At 61.7% G+C, this 21,122-nt stretch carries 21 protein-coding genes and 1 pseudogene; 14 read left to right on the plus strand and 8 right to left on the minus strand.

Annotation, left to right across the window (positions count from 1 at the left end; all coding sequences use genetic code 11):
- Nucleotides 1–112: 112 nt before the first annotated feature.
- Both ATB1_RS21645 and ATB1_RS13085 read left to right on the plus strand, forming a co-directional pair.
- Nucleotides 113–568 (plus strand): hypothetical protein, encoded by a 456-nt coding sequence (locus ATB1_RS21645; protein ID WP_128081468.1) that lies wholly within the window; start codon nucleotides 113–115, stop codon nucleotides 566–568.
- 150 nt (nucleotides 569–718) lie between these two features.
- Nucleotides 719–1,729 (plus strand): Cdc6/Cdc18 family protein, encoded by a 1,011-nt coding sequence (locus ATB1_RS13085; RefSeq protein ID WP_042664240.1) that lies wholly within the window; start codon nucleotides 719–721, stop codon nucleotides 1,727–1,729.
- A gap of 96 nt (nucleotides 1,730–1,825) precedes the next feature.
- Here the strand turns inward: ATB1_RS13085 and ATB1_RS20845 are convergent, their stop codons facing one another.
- Nucleotides 1,826–2,728 carry a GIY-YIG nuclease family protein gene (locus tag ATB1_RS20845; protein WP_082256409.1) on the minus strand — a complete coding sequence of 301 codons (903 nt, stop codon included), beginning with the start codon at nucleotides 2,726–2,728 and terminating at the stop codon, nucleotides 1,826–1,828.
- Between the two features lie 410 nt (nucleotides 2,729–3,138).
- Between ATB1_RS20845 and ATB1_RS13090 the strand changes: the two genes are divergently transcribed.
- The 7 genes from ATB1_RS13090 to ATB1_RS21650 all read left to right on the plus strand — a co-directional run bounded on the left by ATB1_RS13090 (nucleotide 3,139) and on the right by ATB1_RS21650 (nucleotide 8,778).
- A complete protein-coding gene (locus ATB1_RS13090) occupies nucleotides 3,139–3,900 on the plus strand; it encodes a hypothetical protein (RefSeq protein ID WP_128081469.1) in 762 nt (253 codons plus the stop codon).
- Nucleotides 3,887–4,171, plus strand: coding sequence for a hypothetical protein (locus tag ATB1_RS13095; protein ID WP_042664242.1), 285 nt, complete (start codon nucleotides 3,887–3,889; stop codon nucleotides 4,169–4,171). Before ATB1_RS13090 ends, ATB1_RS13095 begins: the two co-directional genes overlap by 14 nt.
- A gap of 2 nt (nucleotides 4,172–4,173) precedes the next feature.
- Complete coding sequence (locus ATB1_RS13100; RefSeq protein ID WP_042664244.1) at nucleotides 4,174–6,297, plus strand: type B DNA-directed DNA polymerase; 2,124 nt, start codon at nucleotides 4,174–4,176, stop codon at nucleotides 6,295–6,297.
- 140 nt (nucleotides 6,298–6,437) lie between these two features.
- On the plus strand, nucleotides 6,438–6,914 hold the full coding sequence (locus tag ATB1_RS13105; protein ID WP_042664246.1) for an SWIM zinc finger family protein: 477 nt from the start codon (nucleotides 6,438–6,440) through the stop codon (nucleotides 6,912–6,914).
- A gap of 48 nt (nucleotides 6,915–6,962) precedes the next feature.
- The gene (locus ATB1_RS13110) at nucleotides 6,963–7,187 is read left to right on the plus strand and encodes a hypothetical protein (protein WP_042664248.1); all 225 of its coding nucleotides are present in this window, start codon (nucleotides 6,963–6,965) and stop codon (nucleotides 7,185–7,187) included.
- Nucleotides 7,188–7,300: 113 nt separating this feature from the next.
- Nucleotides 7,301–8,230 carry a transcription initiation factor IIB family protein gene (locus tag ATB1_RS13115; RefSeq protein ID WP_042664250.1) on the plus strand — a complete coding sequence of 310 codons (930 nt, stop codon included), beginning with the start codon at nucleotides 7,301–7,303 and terminating at the stop codon, nucleotides 8,228–8,230.
- Between the two features lie 86 nt (nucleotides 8,231–8,316).
- Nucleotides 8,317–8,778, plus strand: a complete 462-nt coding sequence (locus tag ATB1_RS21650; protein WP_128081470.1) for a hypothetical protein — start codon at nucleotides 8,317–8,319, stop codon at nucleotides 8,776–8,778.
- A 65-nt stretch (nucleotides 8,779–8,843) separates the two neighbouring features.
- On the opposite strand, the gene ATB1_RS13120 is transcribed toward ATB1_RS21650, so the two are convergent.
- Both ATB1_RS13120 and ATB1_RS13125 read right to left on the minus strand, forming a co-directional pair.
- On the minus strand, nucleotides 8,844–9,143 hold the full coding sequence (locus ATB1_RS13120; protein WP_042664253.1) for a DUF3006 domain-containing protein: 300 nt from the start codon (nucleotides 9,141–9,143) through the stop codon (nucleotides 8,844–8,846).
- On the minus strand, nucleotides 9,143–10,591 hold the full coding sequence (locus tag ATB1_RS13125; protein WP_042664255.1) for a lamin tail domain-containing protein: 1,449 nt from the start codon (nucleotides 10,589–10,591) through the stop codon (nucleotides 9,143–9,145). Before ATB1_RS13125 ends, ATB1_RS13120 begins: the two co-directional genes overlap by 1 nt.
- A gap of 631 nt (nucleotides 10,592–11,222) precedes the next feature.
- On the opposite strand from ATB1_RS13125, the gene ATB1_RS13130 reads away from it, so the two are divergent.
- Nucleotides 11,223–12,344, plus strand: a complete 1,122-nt coding sequence (locus ATB1_RS13130) for a site-specific integrase (protein WP_042664256.1) — start codon at nucleotides 11,223–11,225, stop codon at nucleotides 12,342–12,344.
- A 62-nt stretch (nucleotides 12,345–12,406) separates the two neighbouring features.
- Here the strand turns inward: ATB1_RS13130 and ATB1_RS13135 are convergent, their stop codons facing one another.
- From ATB1_RS13135 to ATB1_RS23365, 3 genes are all read right to left on the minus strand, one after another.
- A complete protein-coding gene (locus ATB1_RS13135) occupies nucleotides 12,407–14,188 on the minus strand; it encodes a histidine kinase N-terminal 7TM domain-containing protein (RefSeq protein ID WP_042664259.1) in 1,782 nt (593 codons plus the stop codon).
- A 112-nt stretch (nucleotides 14,189–14,300) separates the two neighbouring features.
- On the minus strand, nucleotides 14,301–14,966 hold the full coding sequence (locus ATB1_RS13140) for a UbiA family prenyltransferase (protein ID WP_241768223.1): 666 nt from the start codon (nucleotides 14,964–14,966) through the stop codon (nucleotides 14,301–14,303).
- A gap of 42 nt (nucleotides 14,967–15,008) precedes the next feature.
- The gene (locus tag ATB1_RS23365) at nucleotides 15,009–15,230 is read right to left on the minus strand and encodes a hypothetical protein (RefSeq protein ID WP_241768224.1); all 222 of its coding nucleotides are present in this window, start codon (nucleotides 15,228–15,230) and stop codon (nucleotides 15,009–15,011) included.
- 257 nt (nucleotides 15,231–15,487) lie between these two features.
- On the opposite strand from ATB1_RS23365, the gene ATB1_RS13150 reads away from it, so the two are divergent.
- Together ATB1_RS13150 and ATB1_RS13155 are read left to right on the plus strand one after the other, a co-directional pair.
- Complete coding sequence (locus tag ATB1_RS13150) at nucleotides 15,488–15,823, plus strand: MoaD/ThiS family protein (protein ID WP_042664264.1); 336 nt, start codon at nucleotides 15,488–15,490, stop codon at nucleotides 15,821–15,823.
- 98 nt (nucleotides 15,824–15,921) lie between these two features.
- Nucleotides 15,922–16,404 (plus strand): maltose:maltodextrin transporter permease, encoded by a 483-nt coding sequence (locus ATB1_RS13155; protein WP_042664266.1) that lies wholly within the window; start codon nucleotides 15,922–15,924, stop codon nucleotides 16,402–16,404.
- A 35-nt stretch (nucleotides 16,405–16,439) separates the two neighbouring features.
- On the opposite strand, the gene ATB1_RS13160 is transcribed toward ATB1_RS13155, so the two are convergent.
- Nucleotides 16,440–16,865 carry an EamA family transporter gene (locus ATB1_RS13160; protein WP_042664268.1) on the minus strand — a complete coding sequence of 142 codons (426 nt, stop codon included), beginning with the start codon at nucleotides 16,863–16,865 and terminating at the stop codon, nucleotides 16,440–16,442.
- 107 nt (nucleotides 16,866–16,972) lie between these two features.
- Complete coding sequence (locus ATB1_RS13165) at nucleotides 16,973–17,482, minus strand: hypothetical protein (RefSeq protein WP_042664269.1); 510 nt, start codon at nucleotides 17,480–17,482, stop codon at nucleotides 16,973–16,975.
- Nucleotides 17,483–17,659: 177 nt separating this feature from the next.
- On the opposite strand from ATB1_RS13165, the pseudogene ATB1_RS23905 reads away from it, so the two are divergent.
- Nucleotides 17,660–20,363, plus strand: a pseudogene (locus ATB1_RS23905) (dipeptide ABC transporter ATP-binding protein).
- A 148-nt stretch (nucleotides 20,364–20,511) separates the two neighbouring features.
- A partial coding sequence (locus tag ATB1_RS13175) for an ABC transporter substrate-binding protein (RefSeq protein WP_042664271.1) occupies nucleotides 20,512–21,122 on the plus strand: 611 nt, incomplete at its 3' end.

A 21,122-nucleotide genomic window follows, 5' to 3' on the forward strand; every position in this document is an offset into this window, starting at 1 on the left:
CGTGGTCACTATGGTCAAACGGGTCTCACAAGGTTTGCTCTTACTAAGACCAGTAACGGATCCAATCGATCAATATTATACTTATATGACAAAATCAAACATTGTATTTCACATGGCAAAAAAGCCAAATCAACCCGATAGTGAGAGAGAATCTATTACTCCATCTGAACTGGTTTCACGGGTTCTTCGATTGCGAAGATACGTCCCTTATCCGAGCGATATTGGCTTCGCTGAGGGGGAATACATTCCACAACCAAAAATCGAAATCACAGCTAATGAGGATTCGATTCGATCAAAGCTCAACTCTATAAGTCAATTCGCACAAGAAATCTCCTGGGTTCTGCGTATTATATCTGCAATATTGATTATTGTCGCTATCGTGAGTGTTGATCAATTGGTTTTCAATCCGGAGATACTCAGGACATTGGGTCTAATTAGTGGTGTTCTCCTCCTCGTTTCCTCTTTTAGATTTAGAGTGGTTGCGGTAGCGGAACCGGTAACTGTGAACACTTCTGTTTCTACGGCGGAAATGTCTGTAGAAAGACAAGATGAAGAAAATGATTCTTAAAAACCTCAGCCATGTCTTACCCCTACCACCCCGATTCTACACTCGCTGGGTGCTCACCCCTTGCCGCAGCTTGATAATCAACAGAACCACACAGGTTCCAGTTTCACTCTGTACCAGACGCCTATACGCACGCCAGCCAACCACACCCACATGATTCGGGACGCTGAGGTGTTGGACGAGGGCTTTGTCCCCAACGACCTCCAGCACCGGGATGCGGAACTCACGCACCTCGAGTCCGTCCTGCGACCGTTTGCGGACGGCGCACCTGGCCAGTCGGTCATCATCACCGGGCCGACCGGTGCTGGAAAGACAGTCACGGCCAAATACGTCATCGAACAGCTCACAGACGCCGCGCCAGCGGTGCAGTCGATTCACCTGAACTGCTGGCGGAGTCACACGCAGTTCCGCGCGTTCTATCGGATTCTCGACGAACTCGAGTTGGCGACTGACATTCACCGCGGATCGACGCCGCACGACGAACTCATCTCACGACTCGAAGCGTACGACGGCAATCCAGTCGTCGTCGTCCTCGACGAGGCAGATCAACTCGATTCGACGGACATCTTCTATGACCTCCACTCGCTGCCGAAATTCGCCCAACTCATCGTCGCGAACGACCGCGACCAACTCTTCGGCCGGCTGAATTCGCGACTGCAGAGTCGCCTGCAGAGTGGCGAACACGTCACGATGTCTCGGTATCCTCCCGACGAACTCGTGTCGATTTTGTCAGTCCGCGTCCGATGGGGTCTCGAAACCGGTGCGGTTTCACAGGACATCCTCGAGCGGATTGCGGATGCCGCCGCCGGTGACGCCCGCGTCGCGCTTGGGATGTTGCGTCGGGCGGCCAACTACGCCGTCCGTGAGCACCGAGATGAAATCACGTTCGAGGTACTCGAAGCGGCGATGCCGGATGCACGGGCACAGATTCGCCAGCGAAACGTCGATGCGCTCAACGACCACCAACGAGCCGTCTTGGATACCGTCCGTGCCTACGGGCCGTTGAGCCCGCAGGAGATTTACGACCACTACGAACAGCAGATGGATGACCCAAACCAGCTTCGCACGGTGAAATCGTATCTCTCAAAACTGACCGAATACCGACTCATCGACGCTGAAGGGTCGACCAGAGACCGGGTGTATCGGCCGGTGCAGTCGACCTAGTTGAGCTGTTGGATATCCTCGAAGGCGTGGAGTGGTGTGCGACATATAGCGATTTCAATTATATCGACGATGGTGCGGTCGTCACAGCATCGGTCGCTATTTCTCGTCAGAATAGGCAAATAGGTTCTCTTTCCTCGAAATCTGCCTCGCTAACTCACCCTCAAGTGACTTTGCAGAGTCTCTTGAGTCGCATTCTTTTATTTTAACTACTGTTCGTGGTGGAAGGGTATTCGTGAAGTTCACCCCGCTTTTATCGGCTCCAGTCAGGTGCTCTTGGACACGTTTGACGACGTTGTTCGTTGAACCAACATAGTAGACTCGATTACCCTGGTTCAGTTCGTGCACTGCCTGTTCTTTGGGCTCTAGCGTCGCGGTTGAAACCCCCGATTCGACTTTCGTCTGGACAGCTCTGCGCCGATCCCAGATTTTGGCCGGTTCATTATCGATGGCTGGTGTGCAATCCAATACATAGACGTAGTAGGGCGAATCCATGCTGCTGAACTTTGAATCAAACTCCTGAACACTAGTTGATGATTCAAGGTCTGCGGTAACTTTGAAGGCCGAATCCGGGGTTTGACTTCTCTCTGGTGGCTCACCAACAAATTCGGACACAGCTAGTGGGAGTGTCGTTGGTGTATGGAGGCCAATTCCATACTCACGACCCTCGCGGAAAGCATCAACAGCGACGACACACTCGGCAAAGTCTCGCTTTCTGAGCCTTTCTACTGGTTCGTATAACGGTCGCCCAACTTGTTCGTGAAGTAGTCTCTTCAGCGCGGTAGCATTCTTCGCGACACGAGACATCTCGTCGGAGTAGTAATCACTCTCACGAGCGTATTCAACCGGTCTCGTTCCCGATCTGAGCTCGGCGAACATCGCTTTCGTGAGCGGATTCACGCTTGTGGTTCGCTCTCCAAAACGATCTGCTAACGCATCTTTCAGTTCTGCTTTTGTGTTCTCGTCAAGAACCTCATTAATCTCATTACGGAAGTCAGACATACTGTATTGAAAATTCAGTTCTAGTGATATGAATCTGTGCCCTGGTGTACACACAGCGATTTACAATCGTTGTTGGCTCGGAGCACAAACGAAGTGGCGGAGAATACATACAATTCAACCAATTTATCCCACACGTGGGGCCTGTGCAGAACCCATCGGCTATTCCATCTGATTTCTATCGAAACAAACTGTTGTGGTTGCTGACTATACCTCTCGATCCACTCTAACGCCACCAACCTAGCACCGACCAACGATTTCAACAGACTCCCTCGTACTGATTCGTGCAGGTCACGAATTGCACGAAACATGGGTTGCTGCAGTCATGCGATTCTGACCACGACCATCGGGGTTTCGTGAACTCGTGTACCGACCCAAGTTCGCTTATCGGACTCCTGAGCGAACAACAAGGTATGCAACCAGAGTTTCAACAGCGTCGCCGCGAGTCAGCGACTGAGACGGCGCAGGCAACCCGTGAGTCGTCCCCACCTGAACTGCCGACATTCGACCAAGACGTCCACCGACTCGTCGTCGAACACGAGTCGCGGCCCGTACAGATTCTCCAGGCGCTCGTATTGGACCACACCCTCACCACCGGTGGCGACGTGTTGTGGCTTGACGCCGCCAATCACGCGAACGCGGCATCGCTGACGCGACTCTCGCCGAGTCGCCGCCTGCTTGACCGCATCCACGTCGCCCGGGCGTTCACGCCGTACCAGCACGCAGAGTTAGCGACGACGCTCCGGGCGACGGTTGCGGAGAGCGATATCGACCCATCACTCGTCGTCTGTCCCGGCCTCGACGCACTCTACGATACAGACGAGGTTGCCGACGCGGTCGGGAAGCCACTCTTGTCGCGGGCGGTCGCGGCGATTAAGCGAGTCGCTCGGGAGTCAGACGCAAGTCTGCTTGCGACGCATCTCGGCCAGCCTGAGACGAATCCGTACGCGGAAATCGTTGATAGGGCCGTGCCATCGACGCTCTACTGTGAGCAGACGCGGTTCGGCCCGCGGTTCCGCGGTCCAGACTTCGAGACGCTGGTCTATCCCGATGCGACGGGGATGCAGACGACGCTCGCGTTCTGGCGTGACGTCTTAGCACATCGTGCGACTGCCTCGGACATGGCCGTCGAACCAGCGACGCCAAGCGGGGTGCTGGTCGATGGGTCGCAGTAGTCCGACCTATCGCGACTTGCTGCGGCGACTCGAACATGAGTGGGACGACTTCGAGCGCGCGCTTCGACGCCAGGACACGGGCCCATACAGCCGCTTGTGGGGCAATGCAACGCGATACGCTGACGCGGCGGGATATCAGAACCCCCAGGAGCCGATGGACGCGGTGTTTCTCTCGATGCTCTTGGCGCACCAGCGGGCGCTCGAAGACCTCTACGACGAACTGGACGTGGCCGACCAGGCGGCGTGGTCACCCCCGGACGACCGAGAGTGACGATGTGCTACACGTTCGACTTCATCGACGGCGACGTGTATCGCTGGACACCCGCAGGCGACGACGGAACTGCAACGTACGATATCGATTCGACGTATCGCCCGCGGTTCTACGTTCGTGGGGCACGCGAGACGCGAGCGGCGTACGAACGCGCACTCGAACCACATCCATCGGTCGCCGCCGTGAAGACGGTCGAACGGCGGCCGGGATTTGGCGAGCCACCCGAGCCGGTGACGATGATCGAGGCCACCACAGTCGAGGCGGTTCCGACGCTCGCCCGCCAAACCAATCAGGTCGCGCTCCCGGACGAACTTCGGTGTTACAACGTTGATTTCTCCCCGGAGTTCCGGTACTGCCTCGAAACCAACACCGACCCGACGCCGACGACGCGACTCACAACGGTCGAGCTGAGCCTGCCGCGAGCGCGCGCGGCTGACGAGGAGCTAACGAGAGTGACGATTGACGGCGAGGCGGTTCGCGGGTCGCAGGCGGCGGTGGTCGACGCGGTGGCGACGCGCGTCGCCGAGTGTGATCCAGACGTACTGTTTGTCAACGCGGCTTCGGTCATTCCACGACTGTTCGCGGCGGCACGCGACGAAGGACACACGCTGGAACTCGGTCGTGGCCCGCACGCCGCGACGTATCAGACACTCGCTGGCGAGTCGACGTATCACTCCTACGGACAGGTCGGCCACTCGCCAGCGCGCTACAATGTCCCCGGTCGCGTCGTAATCAATCGCTCAGCCTCGTTTTTCCTCCAAGAGACGAATCTGGCTGGCTGTCTCGACCTCGTTGAGCGGTCACGCAAACCACTCCAAGAACAGGCGTGGGCCTCTATCGGAAACGTGCTGACCGCAATCCAGATTCGAGCCGCACAGCGTCGGGACGTGCTCGTGCAATGGCGGGCCTGGCGACCCGAATCGTGGAAGACGATGGGAGCGCTGTACACCGCCGACCGTGGGGGCTTTACCTTCACCCCGGATGTTGGTGTCCACACCGACGTTCACGAGGTCGATTTTTCGAGTCTGTATCCGAACATCATCATCACCCGAAACATCAGCCCGGAGACGGTTCGGTGTGACTGCTGTTCGACTGCCGACGTGCCCGAGCTTGGGTATTCAATCTGTGACCGTGCTGGTTATCTCCCTGACGTACTCGACCCACTTGTCTCGGACCGCGATGCGATCAAAGACCAACTCGAAGAAACAACCGACCCAACAGAGCGTGCGTGCCTCGAGGGAGAGTCGGCCGCGCTCAAATGGATTCTCGTCTCGTGTTTTGGGTATCAGGGCTTTTCGAACGCGAAGTTCGGGCGTATCGAGTGCCACGAGTCGATCAACGCGTTCGCGCGGTCGATTCTCCTCGATGCGAAAGACCAACTGGAAGCGGCTGGCTGGGACGTCGTCCACGGCCTCGTCGATAGTCTGTGGGTGACGCCTGCTCCCAACCACGACCAGCGGCCGCTTACGGCGGTCTGCCAGGACATCACCGATGACGTCGGCATTCGATTAGAGTACGAAGGAGCGTTCGACTGGGTCGCGTTCGTCCCGAAGCGCGACTCCGCAGAGGGTGCGCTGACGAAGTACTTCGGCAAGTACGCGGACCCGACAGCCGATGGGTCGACGTACAAATACCGAGGTATCGAGTGTCGCCAACGGAGTACTCCGCCCTTCGTTGGGAGCGCTCAGAAAGAACTCATTCGGACGTTCGACCAGTACCACGAGCCTGGTCCGGTCATCGACAAACTGGTCGGTCATATCGATGCGTTGCACGCGGGCCGTGTCGACCCCCCGGACCTCGTGATCAACACCCGAACGTCGAAATCGCTCACTGAGTACACCCAGTCGACCCAGACGGTTGCGGCGCTGCGGCGAGCGGACGGACTGTATGACGACGACCAGCCTGCAGGAAGCACGGTCGAGTACGTCGTCGTCGACGATGACAAGTGCGGCCGTGAACGTGTTGCGCTCCGCGAAGAAGCGCCGTCGACGTACGATGCAGAGTTCTACGCGACGGTGCTGATTCGGGCGGCGACGAGTGTGTTAGCGCCGTGTGGGTGGACCCAAGCACGCATCGAACGAGCGCTCGCGGAGACGACCGAGACGTCGCTGGCCCGATGGGCGTGAGCGATCGCCGAGCAATTTTATCGTCCCCTGCTGGGTGCGGGGGCTCACCACGAGCGCTCGCCGTGCCAATGACTACGACTAGACCACCCACCAGACAGTCTGTATCGACATCGACCCACCGTGGTCACGACCTCGTCCGCGTGACGGAGTGGCTGCCAGGAAGCAAGCCAACTGACTACGACATCGAACTGTCCGACGGCGACGGCTACCGAACGCGCTTTTGGCGCTGTCGGAACTGCGGTCACGAGCGAAATCGGCGCGACGAGTTCCGCGAGTCGTGTCGCGCGACACCCGGCCGCCCGCTCGTGAGCGACGGCGGCTACGCAGTCGAGGATTCGCGGACGTGGAAAGCACTCACCGAATCGATGACCGTCCGCTTCGGGACCGTCGGCCCGCGCTACGAAGTCGACTCCATGAGCGGAAACACCTACGAGGTCGATATCGCGGCGAGCACGTGTACCTGCCCAGACCACCAGAAACGCGGTGCCGAGTGCAAGCACCTCAGACGGGTGTTGTTCGAACTCAGGACGCGCATCCTGCCCCAGCCGGACGGCCGCTTCGCGCGGTGTGAACGAGAGTCGCGACGAGAGACGAAGCCGGTCAGGCAATCGCGGTGAATTTTATCTCCCCCTGAGGGGTGCGGGGACACTTACCTCGCACTTCTGATGGCAACGAACGATCCCAACCACGACAGCGGCATCACCGAACGAACACCGACCGGACACGAGATTCTCGTCGTCACCGAGTGGGACGACGACGTCGCACCGTCGCTCGAAACACTCGCGCAGTTCGATCAGGGTCGGCGGCGCGTCTGGCGCTGTGTCCAATGCGGCGAAGAACGGTATGAGCCGTCCGGGTTCGAACAGGACTGTCCGAATCGGCCGGTGTAGGTCGCGGTCGGCGCGACGACGACACGCTACACATCGGAGCGCACCGCCAGCCAATTGTATCACCCCTTGAGGGGTGCGGGATGGCGAATCAGGCCATCTCACGACCGACAATCATGTCTCTGAGAGAAATCTACAACCGAACCTTCGACGAATCGTGCGGAAAATCCATCGACGCTACCGAGTGTCCGGAATGTGACGGTCGACTCGTGACGGATAGCGGTGAAACGGCTTGCGAGGCGTGTGGGCTCATCGTCGACCAGTACTATTTTGACCACACCCACGGCCCGCGTGTGTTCGATGAGGACCCACACTCAGTTCCGCAAACGGGTGGCCAACTCACTCCCGCACGACATGACAGAGGCGTCTCCGCAGAAATCGGCTACAACCGCGATGCGAACGGTCGGACGGTGTCAGCCAAGAAGCGACGCCAACTCCACCGACTTCGGCGCGAACATCGCCGGGCACGCTTCGAGACGAAAGCAGAGCGGAATCTCGCGACGGCGCTCGGTGAAATCAGCCGGATGGGAAGCGCACTCGACCTCCCGTGGAATCTCATCGAAGAAGCCAGTCAGCTCTACCGGCGCGCCCAGGACGCAGACCTCATTCGAGGGCGGTCAGTCGAGATGATCGCCGCGGGGAGCCTGTATGCGACGTGTCGGCGGCGTGGCCTCCCACGCCCGCGTGACGAAATCGCGAGTGTCGCGCGCTGTTCGGGTGATCAAGTCCAGACGGGCTATCGGGCGCTCAACAGCGAGTTGGGTATCGATGCACAGGTGGTCACCGCGCGGACGTACGTCACCCGACTCGGCTCTGAGAGCGACCTCTCCTCGCGGGTGCAGTCGCGAGCGTACGAACTCGCGACGAGTGCGGACGAAGAAGGGATCACAAACGGGCGGAACCCGGCTGGTGTCGCGGCGGCGTGTCTCTACCTCGCGGGAGCCGAATTCGATGTTGACCCAACACAGACTGCACTCGCCGCACTCGCGGACGTCTCGGTGCCAACGCTCAGAGCGCGGTACGTCGAACTGACTGAGCTGGGATAAGACAGCCATCTTCTGAGCCCTCGTGCAATTCTCACTGTTGGTATTTCAGACCATGCGCTTATTCATGGCTATTATCATGACCACTTATGGACGAACGCAGTTATCAGAGGAGAGTATTCATCGCAGCAACGACTACTGGTCTGCTCGGGGGACTGGCTGGCTGTACCGGGGGAGAAAGCGAGGCAGACGCTGCGCCCCCGGCTACTGAGGCGACACAGACGCCTGACGAACCGAGCCAACCAGAGCCCACCTGTGACACTTCAAAAATCGAGGACGAGTCGTTTGTCAAAGCCCGGTGGGAGGGATACGCGAATGGCACTACAGAAATCGAAAGCGTGGATTTAACAGTCACTAGTGTTGTTGATTTCCCGATACATGTTGGCGCACAAGTATTCTTCTACAGAGAAAAAGGAGGCTTTGAACCATCCACGATAGCGGAGAAAGATTTTGGTGTACTTGAACCAAATGAACGAAAAACGCTAACGGTCACCAGAACTGGGCTTAGTTCCAAAGACTGGGACGTCGAACTGCTGTTTAGCTGTCCGTAACCTCGTCGACTGTGTACAGGCGAAGGACTCGATAGGAGAGGTTTCTGATGGAGACAGCCGTCTGCTTAGGCGTCTTCGTTGTCTGCGTTATCAGCAGCCGGCGGGCGTCGCGAGAGTCGGTCGAAGCGTGATTGAGCGGCCTCGGTTCGCGCCTCGGTTTCGTCGGGTTCGTACCGTCCACCGTCGTATGCGCCGTCGGCGACGGTAATCGTCAAGACCGCGTTTTGGGTTCTCGCTCGCCACGGCAATTCGTCGCGATCAACGACGAGTTGATCGATATCCTGACCGTCGGCTTCGACGAGCAACACCGCGCGGTTGTCCTCGAACCGGTCGACTGTCGCCGTGTACGTCCCGTCTGGAATCATCAGTATGTCTCCTCAACTACGATCGCGCCGGTATTATCTACCACGGTGATGGTGTCGCCACCGTTGTTCCAGATGGCCGACCCTGAACCCCAGTAGTAGTCTGTCGACGTATCCGTGCCAGTCCCAGTGTGGAGGGCAACCGTCGCACCTGTGTCGAGTGTCGACCCCGATGGGAAGGTGTAGGTCCGGCCTGCGGCATCGGAGACAGTCCACCCGGAGATATCGAGCGTCTCGCTTCCGGTGTTCTCGAAGACGATGTACTCGTCGTTCAGGTTGTCCGTGTCGGCTCCCGCAGCATCGGCGTGGACATCAGCGACCGCCAGCGACGCGGCTGGTTTCTCAGACTCAGTTTCGGTCTCAGTACCACCATCGGTTGCGACCGGCGTGAGCGTCGCGACCGTCCCGTTGGTCGTGATGGTCGTCCGGGCCGACACGTCGCCAGTCGTTCCCGGTTCGATAGCCGTCCCCTCGCGGAGTTGTGTCGGCTCGGTCGGGGCATCGCGTTGGGTGCGAATGGTGACTTGCTGGCCGTCGCTTTCGAAGACAATCGTGCCGTGGGTTGCCGTCCAGTACGTCGGGACGGACTGCGCTGCCAGGCGGGACAGCGTCTCTTCGTTCGGATGGCCGTATTGAGAGTCGTATGCGCTCGAAACGACGGTGACGTTCGGTTGGACCGCCGCCAAGAACGGGGCCGTCGTACTTCCACCCGAACCGTGGTGGCCCGTTTTGAGCACCGTCGCGTGCAACTGCGAGCCGTACGTGTCGACGAGGTACTCTTCGGCTTCGTGTTCGGCGTCGCCGGTAAACAGGAAGCGCGTCGACCCGAACTGCGTCATGAGGACGATGCTGTTCTCGTTGCGGTCTTCGTTTGCCAGGTAGCCCTCGGGTGGTGACAGGACTTGGGAGGTCACCGATCCCATCTGAATCTCGTCACCGGCCTGCGTTCGATAAAGCGGCACGTCGTGTTGTTCGATGGCGTCGAGATACGCCTCGTACGTCTGGGAGGTGGAGGTAATCCCGGGGTCGTACACCGCACCGATACCGTCCGCCTGCGTTTCGAAGTAGTCGATAACAGCCGCGTTCCCACCGATGTGGTCCGCATCGGAATGGGAGGTCACAAGATAATCGATGCGATCGATCTCGTGTGCTTGGAGGTACGAAAGCACGTGTTCACCGTCGTCTCGGAAATCGCCGGTGTCGATCAGCATTGTCTCACCATTGGGGGCGACGAGGAGCGTACTGACGGACTGGCCGACGTTGATGAAGTGGACGTCGAGTGATCCATTGACCGACGCGACAGTCTGGGTTGCCTGTGTTGTCGCAGTCGTTGTCGGTGTTGCTGTCGACGACGCGGTTGTTCCTGTGTCGAGTGCGGGGCCACCGGCACCGGTACAGCCGGCAATGAAGACGAGAAGGACGACCGCAATCGTCTGAATCTGGAGAGTCATACGACGACATCGACGGCAGGTGCTTTATTCTTTAGTCGTCGGCGAGTGGACTTCCTACTCGGCCGTTTACGTTGGGGTCGTGAGTAATTTTATAACAGCCGACAGGGGTGTCGGCTGTATTCGGTCGACGATTCCATATGAGACGAACGAAATCAAGAGATGCGATAGATCGTGTTGGGATATACACTCGTATTGGCGACGTTCCTGGGATTCACCGGCTGTCACGGCATCAGCCGACGTACCAAGGCCGAGACACGTGGTCCGAATTTTGTGAGGAATACGAGTACGGGCGTGGCTCTGGTCTACGGTACAACGAGGCAGTCGATCGGGCTGGATCACATTGGCTCGAACATATGGACGAATTGCAGTGTCATCATGCCCTTGCGACGCCAACACACGTTGAGCGTTGGTGTCGACGCCTTCTGGATAATAAGTCAGCTGCAACCGCGTACAATTACTGGGTTCGTGTCAAGCGCTTCTACGATTGGTTGTTGTGGCATACCAACCACCCACATCGGTATTCTCCAGTAATGCTTGCTGTCGTCGCCGGTGGTGCTGCTGGTGACATCTGGGATGTGAAAATAAAGAAATGGGAGACTGTTCGTCCACGGCACAAGGAAGGCGATTCCGCATGACTGAACAGCCGCCGACTCCTCGTGAGACGTTAGCAGAGGAGTTTGGTCAGTCTATCGATCCACTTGCCGCACTTGAACCAACGTTTAACAAAACGACCGTCGACCCATTCGAGGTGTTCTCTGAGGAAGTGCTAAACGCACGAGATCTCTCATCAGCAACTCAAGGATACTTTGCGTATGTCTTCGACGAGTGGAGCTCACATATGTGTGAGATAGGACGACATCCGGCCTGTCCTGCGCTCGAACACGTCGAGGCCTACATTGAGATACAGCGTACACCAAAAAAGGAGGGTGGCCGCGGAAACACGGCACGAACGATTAAAGAAAAACTGCGCAAGCTCAATCGAGCGTATCAGTACTGGCAGGAAGACCCCGTGTTCCCACATAAAGACGGCTACAACCCATTCGAGCTAGCCAAGAAACGGGTTCCGTTGCGTGTCAAGAAGACCAAAGAGCATCGAAAAGTCACGATTTCAGAGCTTCGGGATATGATTATCTCGGTAACCAATCTCCGGGAGAGGACGCTTATCATGCTTCAGTTGAAGCTTGGCCTGCGCGCTGGTGAAGTTTCGAACCTCCGTCTCGAAGACTTCCGTCTAACAGCGTCGCTTCCAATTGAAGCATATCCAACGCTGGGGTCCCATGAAGCATTAGGAACGAGGACAAATCTCGTGTACATCCCGTCGCGGGATGAGCGGGACGGGAATAAGTCGGTTAGACCGCGACTTCTCCCGTTAGATACAGAACTCTGTTCGCTTCTGGACCGCTACCTATACGCGCGGCCCAAGAACGGTGAGCCATGGTTGTTTCTGTCGAAAAAGAGCCACACCCAGATGACTGTAAAAGGTGTGAACAAGGTCTGGAAGACGAACTTCCATCCGAAGTATGCAGAAACAGACGCGCATCGACCGATTACAAGTCATTTCGGTCGGCATCGGTTCACCACGTATTGGCGTGTCGAACAAAACCTGAACCGGCAACTCGTGAAATATCTCCGAGGTGACCGGACTGGTAGCTTTACGAACAGTAGTGGGATCGATGCATATCTTCACGCGTACTACGAAGATATCGAAGCAACATACCGAGCGGATATCTATAAATTAATTGCGGATACGTAGTACTGTTCCTCGCAGAAACTGTAGCCTACCCCACATAGTATCTCACCGTCACTGAGCTCTTCTCATTCGCTTCGAACCGCCTGAATGCGAAGCACCACCTCGGTCCCGCCCTCCTCGCGGCGGTGGTACGCGACAGTGCCGCCGAGCTGGTCGACGCCCCACTTCACCAGCCAGAGGCCGAGGCCGCTCGCGTGTCTGAGCTGCGTCTCGCCGTGAGCGTTGATTGCGGCGAGTTCGTTCGCGTTGATTCCGGGCCCGTTATCCTCGATTCGAATCACGAGTGCGTCGCCTTCCCAACTCGCCGCCACGGAGACGACCGGCGTCGACGACCCGTTGTGCTGGACGCCGTTTTCGACGAGTTCGCGGACGATGGGTTCGAGCGTGGGCGCACAGACCACGTCGTTGTCGGGGAGTTCGAGGAGCCGAACGTTCGCACAGGTGAAATCGGCGCGGACGGCGTCCGTGGCGGCGCGTATCTGGACGGCCGCGGGGTGCAGTCGTGGATCGCCGTTCCCGTCGCTGCCGCGGGTCGCGCCGAGCTTTCGCGCTTTCTGACTGATGTTGACGAGCGTCTTCGCGCGGTCTTGGAGCGTCTTCGCGTGGTCCCGCGCGTCGTCGAACTCGCCGCCGTCGATGTCGTCCAAGACGAGGTTGGCGTAGCCTTCGAGGAGGTTCGCCTCGGTTCGGAGGTTGTGGCGGAGGACGCGGTTCATCACTTCGAGTTGCTGGAGGTTCAGCCGGCGGTCGGTCACGTCGCGGAAGACGAGCGCGTGGCCGATGTCGCGGCCGTGGTGGTCGCTGAAGGCGCTCGTCCGGAGCTCGAAGTATCGCTGGCTCGACCCGAGCCTGACCGTGACCTGGTCCGTGTCCCGCTGGTCGGGCGAGAACTCCTCGACGACGTCGCCGACGGGGCGGCCTTTGAGTTCGGCCGCGGTGTCGTTCAGAATCCGCTCGGCCGCCCGGTTGACGTCGGTGACGCGCCACTTGGTGTCGGTGACGACCACCGCGTCGGCCATCGTCTCGACGACGCGATCGCGGGCGACCCACCGGGGGACCGGCCGGGATTCGAGGAGTTCGTAGCGGCTGATAGCGACGGTGCAGGCGAGTCCCGCGAACGTGAACGCCGCGGGGGTCATGTCGATCGCCGCGCCGTAGAGTTCCAGGAGGGTCGTGGCGAAGTTCCCGAGCACGGGCATCAGCGTCCCGAGGATGAGCGTGGTCGCCTGGACTCGGTAGATGTTCGGCATGTCGAGCGCCGTCCGGAAGATGACGACCGCGCCGGCGAGCCACAGCAGGTAGCTGTATCCCAGTACGATCCAGTACAGCGGGCCCCACTCCGTCTGGAGGACGGTGATGGTCCGCCCCACGGCGGGAACGACGGTGACCGAGGTCCACATCAGGTGGTGTGCGGAGTTGGTCCAGACGGCGACGAGGCCGACCGCCGGGAGCAGCGAGAGGGCGCTAATCGCCGGCGACGAGGTAAAGCGGTCCCGGCCGGCGTAGGAGAACGCGAAGAAGAACCAGGCGATGGGGGCCGCGAGGACGCCGACCCACTGGAGTTTGGCGAGCGTGAGCTTGAGTGCGACGTCCGCGACGACGAGTTCGAGGAGATAGCCCGACGACCACCAGCCGCTGGCGAACGCGAGTACGGCCAGCCCGCTGGCACCGGGCATCGACCGCCGCCGCCACGCGAACAGGGCGACGTAGCCGCTTACGACCCCGGTGGTGACCATCAATCCGACGACGACGACCACGAGGGCGGTCGGCTGCGCGAGGAGTTGGGAACCCACGATTCCTCCGAACACCAACTGTTCGACGGTTCCCCACTCAAGGTTCGGAGTCACTACAGTGGTAATTTACATCATGTGACAAAAGAGTATTCGAGAATTTCGGTGGCTGTCTCGACGCAGTGCCGGCTCCCCGCGGGTCTCTGGAGCCTCGACTCCGGCCGGCGGGTCACCCGAGCGTCCCGCCGGTTCCGGCGACCGCGGCGACGACCGCGATGCCGGCGGCCATCAACGCGCCCTCGGCGTCGCGGAGCGTACAGAGCCGTTCGACCGAGCGGTCCGACCCGGTGAGCGCGTAGGTTATCCACGTCGAGTAGGCGACGGCGGGCAGGAGCGCGACAGGGGCCCACGCGGGGACCATCTCGGCCCGCGCCGCGGCCCACACGAGCCCGAGCGAGACCAGTTCCAGCGCGTAGAGGCTCAGTTGGGTGCGGCGGACGCCGACGACCGTCGGCAGGGTCTCGACGCCGTTTCGCGCGTCGCCCGTCACGTCGCGGACGTTGTGCACCTCGACCGAGATGGCCGAGCGGAGGAAGAACCAGACCGCCGCGACGGTCGCGCCGGCGGCGTACTCGGGGGTCGTCGCGGCGACGACGAGCGGGGCGAAGCCGACGAGGACCGCCCACGCGAGCGACACCGAGGCGGTGTTGACGAGGAAGACGTCCTTGAGCCGGTCGACCGAGGGGAGCGGCACGAGCGGGGCGCTGTAGAACACCGCGACGACGCCCGGGAACAGCGTCAGGCCGAGTCCGTAGACGCCGCCGATTGCGCGGGCGGCGAAGCCAGAGCGCATCCGACGATGTGCGGAGACGAACGCGAGAAGCTCGGCGTACATCCGCGGGTGGGCGGCGACGAACGCGGTCCGCTCGGCGTAGTTCTAGCTGTCGTCGGCGATGCGAGGTCCGACGAGCTTGTCGAAGTTCGTAGATGCCGACGGTGATGAGCAAACCCGACGAGGAGGGCGGCGTTCGGCGAAATTCCGGTCGAGCGCGGACGCGACGAACACTTCGGCGATGGTCGACGCGCCGAGGAACAGCTGAGCTGTGGACGATTCGCATTGCACCGTACAGGCGAGTTCGCGGACGAATTCGCATTGCACCTTAGAATCGTGTTCGCCGGTCGAATTAGGTGTCCGCGGCAGACAACAGTATTCTCCCGGTTGAACAGTTCTCCCCGGTTGTCGCGCATTCGCGCTCGCGGTCGAACGTGTTCGGAGGCCTGACGACTCATTCTGCCCCGCGCGCGTAGTGGGGAGCGACATGAGAGACAGCGACGACAGCCGAGCGGGCGGAGACGACAGCGACAGGAGAGACAGCGACGACAGCCGAGCCGGCGGAGACGACGGTCGAGGTCAAACTGACCGGCCACGTCAGGTCGGCCGCGGGCACCCACCGGACGGAGTTCACCTTCGAGGGCGAGACGCTCCGGGCGTTCCTTGAGGCGTTCTTCGCGGCGTACGACGTGCGCGACCTCGTCATCGCGGAGCGCGAGGCGGACGCGACGACGCGGGGGTGGGCGCGAGTCGACCGCCCGCCGGGGACGTGGCGGAAGAACCCCGAAGGGGAGCAGACGCGGCCCTACGCCCGCGTGCTCGTCAACGGCGTGTTCAACGAGAACCTCGACGGCTTCGACACGCGACTCGAAGACGGCGACCGCGTCGCGCTGATGAAGCCGTTTCTGTTCTGCCTGTGAGCGGGGTACCCGAGGAGGCGTCCCCTCGGGCGCGGCCGCGAGTCGTCCCGACGCTTGACAGCCGCAGGACTGACGTTCGCGGCCGACAGATAGCCGGTATGGAATCGCCCTCCACGGACGACTCGACTCGCGACCGCGGCCCGGACGAGGCCTTCTGCCGCGACTGCGGCGCGGTCATCGACGCGCGCGCCGAAATCTGCCCCGAATGCGGGGTCCGCCAGCGCGACCCGCCGAAGTCGTCGGTCGACTCGGCGCTCGACGACCTGCTCGAAGGCGGCAACCCCTTCGTCGCGGCGGTGCTGTCGGCGATTTTCCCCGGTCTCGGACAGCTGTACAACCGCGAACTCGAACGCGGCCTCGTCTTCGCGGTCGGCTTTATCATCGCCTCCGTCTCGGTGATGGTCTTCGTCGGCTTCCTCCTCGCGCCCGCCGTGTGGCTCTACGCGGTGTACGACGCCTACACGCGCGCCGAACTCCGGGCCGAGGAGTTACGGCGGGAGTCGGAGCGGGACCGCGAGACGGAGATTTCGGTCGACGAGGAGCAGGGCGACGAGGCGGCGGACGACGAGCGCGAGGAGTAGACCAGGACCGCAGGGCCACGGGCCGAGTGCGCCACTCAGCGGGTGACCAAGACGATACCGAGCACGGCGAACGCGATACCCGTGAGTTTCGTCAGTGTGAGGTTCTCTCCGAGAACGACGATTCCGATGACGGCCGCGACGACGAAGTACATGGCTCCGAGGGTCGAGACGACCGTCGTCGAGCCGTGGGTGAACCCGATGTACATCGAGATGAGGCCGATTCCGGTGAACAGTCCGGCCACCCCGGCGAGCAGTCCCCCTCTCGCGGTGACTGCGAGCGACGCGTCCGAAACGACGATGAAGCCGAACGCCAGAACCGCCGCGACGAGATACGAGATGGCGGCGGCGGTCCGCGGGTCCATGGACTCGGAGGCGGCGTTGCCAACGACTATCCAAATCCCCCACGTCACCATCGTAACCAGGCCGAACAAAACAGCCGAGTCCACCTCTGCGAATTCCATCGGTGACGCCTCGCGTCGCTATTCAAAAGAAACCGGACCTCCACTATAATCGGTGTATATGCGGGGGCGGCTAGCCGCGTGTGGAACTCGATTCGGTGAGGCGACGATTACGCGAACTCGTCCGAGAGGTCGACGTCCCAGTCCGGCGGGAGCAGCGGGTCGGGGTCGTCGTGGACGAACTCGACGCCCTTGTCGGGGTCGAGCGGGTGGACCTTCGTGCGCATCGTCTCGCCTCCGTCGAGGAGCGAGAACATGCGTTCGGACTCCGCGAGGCGGTAGTACAGGGGGAGACAGACGGCGACTTCGTCGTCGGTGGCGCGGACGACGAGCGCGAGGTAGACGAGGCCGCCGGAGACCGCGCGGAACGCCTCGTACTCGTCGAACGTCGCGCCCTCGACGGCGGCTTCGAGGTCGGGGTAGACGTCGTCGCCGACGACCACGTCGAGTCCGACGTGTTCGACCACCTCGTCGCCCGTGCCGGGGACCGGAACCACGTCCCCCGGCAGGGCGACGACGACGGTCCAGTCTCGCTCCCGATAGTCGTCGGCGAGCGCCTCGCACTCTTCGACCACCGTCTCCCACGTGCCCGACTCGTCCGAGAGCGGATGTTCTTCCATGCGGCATGGTGTCGGAGTCCGGTACCTAAACTTTGGCTTCTCCCGCTCCCGCCGCCGTCACCCCCGTTCGCACGCCGCGCGGGCGGTCGCGGGAAACGAAAACGAACTGTCAACTCCCCCGCATCAACTGGCAAAAATTGAAAAGGTATTTCACGCCATGCAGGTCATTCCCAGTCAATGAGGAATCTACTCTCTCTTTCGGACCTCCGCACGCAGTTCTCGACCGGCCGGGGTCAGGTCAAGGCCGTCGATGGCCTCGACCTCACGGTCGGCGAGGGCGAGACGGTCGGACTGGTCGGCGAGTCCGGGTCCGGAAAGAGTGTGACGGCGCTGTCGGCGATGGGGCTCGTCGACGACCCCGGAGAAATCGTCTCGGGGTCGGTCGAACTCGAAAGCGCCCGGCTCGCAGACGAGTTCCGCGAGGAGTACAACAACCCCGCCTTCGTCGACGGCGACGTGGTCAACCTCGTCGACGCGCCCGAGGAGGCGCTTCGGGCCGTCCGCGGGCGCGAACTCGGGATGATTTTCCAGGACCCGATGACCTCGCTGAACCCCTCGCTGACGGTGGGCGAGCAGGTCGCAGAGAGCCTCCGACTCCACCAGTACGGCGGCCGCCGAAAGGACTCGTGGTTCAACGCGGTCCGCGAACTGCTCCCCCGAATCAGCCGCGACATCGACGACGAAATCGTCGAGCGGACCATCGAGGTGCTCGAATCGGTCGGCATCCCCGAACCCGGCGCGCGGGTCGACGAGTTCCCCCACGAGTTCTCCGGCGGGATGCGCCAGCGCGTCCTCATCGCCATCGCGCTCGCCTGCCAGCCGCGCGTGCTCGTCGCCGACGAACCCACGACGGCGCTCGACGTGACCATTCAGGCGCAGATTCTCGACCTCATCGACGGCCTCCAAGAGGACCTCGGCATGTCGGTGCTCATGATTACCCACGACCTCGGCGTCGTCGCCGAGACGTGCGACCGGGTCGCGGTCATGTACGCCGGCGAAATCGTCGAGGAGGGGCCGGTCGAGGAGATCTTCCACAACCCCTCGCACCCCTACACGTACACGCTCCTCGAATCGCTCCCGAGCGAGGAAAAAGAGCGCCTGACGCCCATCGAGGGCAACGTGCCGGACCTCATCGACATGCCCGCGGGGTGCCACTTCGCGCCTCGGTGTCCGTGGGCCCAGCCGGAGTGTACCTCGGGCGAGATACCGTACAAGCAACACGGCGACGACGCGGTGGACCACCGCTCGAAGTGCGTCCTCGACGACTTCGACACCGACGAGTACGGCGGCGACGCCATCGAGTCCTCGACGGGCACCGAGCCCTCCGACACGCCGCTGCTGGAAGTCGACGGCATGCAGAAGTACTACGAGCAGGCCGACGGCATCCTCGACCGGTTCCTCGGGGCGGACGACCGGAGCGTGAAGGCGGTCGACGGCATCGACTTCACCGTCTACGAGGGCGAGACGCTCGGTCTGGTCGGCGAGTCGGGCTGTGGGAAGTCCACCGCCGGGCGGAGCCTCCTGCATCTGACGCCGCCGACCGGCGGGCGCGTCGTCTTCTCGGGGACGGACCTCTCGGGCCTCGACAGCGACGAACTCCGCGCGATGCGCCGCGACATGCAGATGATCTTCCAGGACCCGATGTCGTCGCTCGACCCCCGGATGACCGTCGGCCAGACCATCCGCGAGCCGCTCGACGTCCACGACCTCCCCGTGTCCGACCCGGACGTGCGCGGCGAGGCCGACGTCACCGTGACCGGCATCGACGCCGGGCGCGTCTCGGTCACCGCGAGCGACGAAATCGACGCCATCGTCGGCTCCTCGAACGGCGTCGCCACCGCCACCGTGACCGTGACCGTCGCCGACGGCGAGGTGGACGTGGCCGTCGAAGAGCGCCTCCGCGCCGAGGTCGAAGTCGAGCGCGAGGGAGACGTCGTCTCGGGCGTCACCGTCCGCGTCACGCCGGGTGACTCCACCAGCGAGCGCCGCCGTCGCCGGGTCCACCAACTGCTCGACGCGGTCGGCCTCGAAGTCGGCCAGTACGACCGCTACCCGCACGAACTCTCGGGCGGCCAGCGCCAGCGCGTCGGCATCGCCCGCGCGCTCGCGGTCGACCCGGACTTCATCGTCGCCGACGAGCCGGTGTCGGCGCTCGACGTGTCCGTGCAGGCGCAGATTCTCAACCTGCTCGAAGACCTCCAGGAGCGCTTCGGGCTGACGTACCTGTTTATCGCCCACGACCTCTCGGTGGTTCGCCACATCTCCGACCGCGTGGCCGTGATGTACCTCGGCGAAATCGTCGAGGTCGCGGCGGACCGACGAGCTGTTCGACGACCCGCGACACCCCTACACGCAGGCGTTGCTGTCGGCGATTCCGGAGCCCGACCCGGCCGCCGAGACCGACGACCGCATCATCCTCGAAGGCGACGTGCCGAGCCCCATCAACCCGCCGTCGGGCTGTCACTTCCGGACGCGGTGTCCGCAGGTCATCCCCCCGGACGACCTCGACATCGAGCAGGCGGCCTACCGCGAGGTGATGGACCTCCGCCAGCGCGTCGAACGCGAGTCGCTGGACGTCGAGACCGCCCGCGACGCGGCGCTGGACGCGGGCGACCCGAGCGCCGAAGCCGCGGTGAGCGCCGACGGCGGCACCACCGACGCCGACGCCGTCGTGGACGAACTCCGCGAGTCGCACCTGTCGCACTCGCTGTCGCCCGAACTCCGGGGCGTCGTCGACCGCGCGCTCGAACGCGTTGTCGCCGACGACTGGGAAGAAGCGGCCGAGATTCTCCGCGAGCGATTCGAGAGCGTCTGTGAGCGTGACGCGCCCGCACTGGGTGAACAGACGCACCCCGCTGCGTGTCACCTCGTCGACGAGTAGACGGAGATCGGGGGCCGAAACGGCCGTTCGTCACGTGTCCGACGTTTTTTGATTGTCTCGTATTTTTACCGGATCAGGTCGGTTGTGTCGTTCGTTCACGTGCATAGACCTTCGTTATTTTTATAGGGGTTCATCGATAGGTACACGTATGTCACAAGATGGCAATAACGTCTCTCGGCGTCGGTTTCTGACGGCCGCAGGGACCGCTGCAGCGACGGCCGCGCTCGCGGGTTGTTCCGGCGGCGGCGGCGAGGACACCACCACCGAATCCGGCGAGACGACCGGAGAGGGCGAGACGGACCAGACCGAGCAGACCGAAGACGACGGTTCGGCGCAGGTCCTTCGCTACGGTCGCGGCAGCCACTCGCCGACGATCGACTTCCAGAACAGCACGAGCGGCGAGGTCGCCAAGGTGACCGAGCAGCTCTACGACACGCTCATCAACTTCGAGCCGGGCCAGTCCACGCTGACGCAGGGACTCGCCACCGAGTACTCGCTGGAGGGCCAGTCGGCGTCCATCACGCTCCGCGAGGGCGTGACGTTCCACAACGGCGAGGAGTTCACGGCGGAGGACTTCGTGGCGACCTATCGCCGCTTCGTCGACAGCGACTACGAGTACTACGCCGGCGACGACTACGTCTCGGCGTACGGGCCGTTCACCCTCGGCTCGTGGATCGACGAGATTCAGGTCGACGGCGACTACTCGATGACGATTCAGCTGACCCAGTCGTACGCGCCGTTCCTGCGTAACCTGGCGAT

This window comes from Haloferax sp. ATB1 (assembly GCF_000730175.1).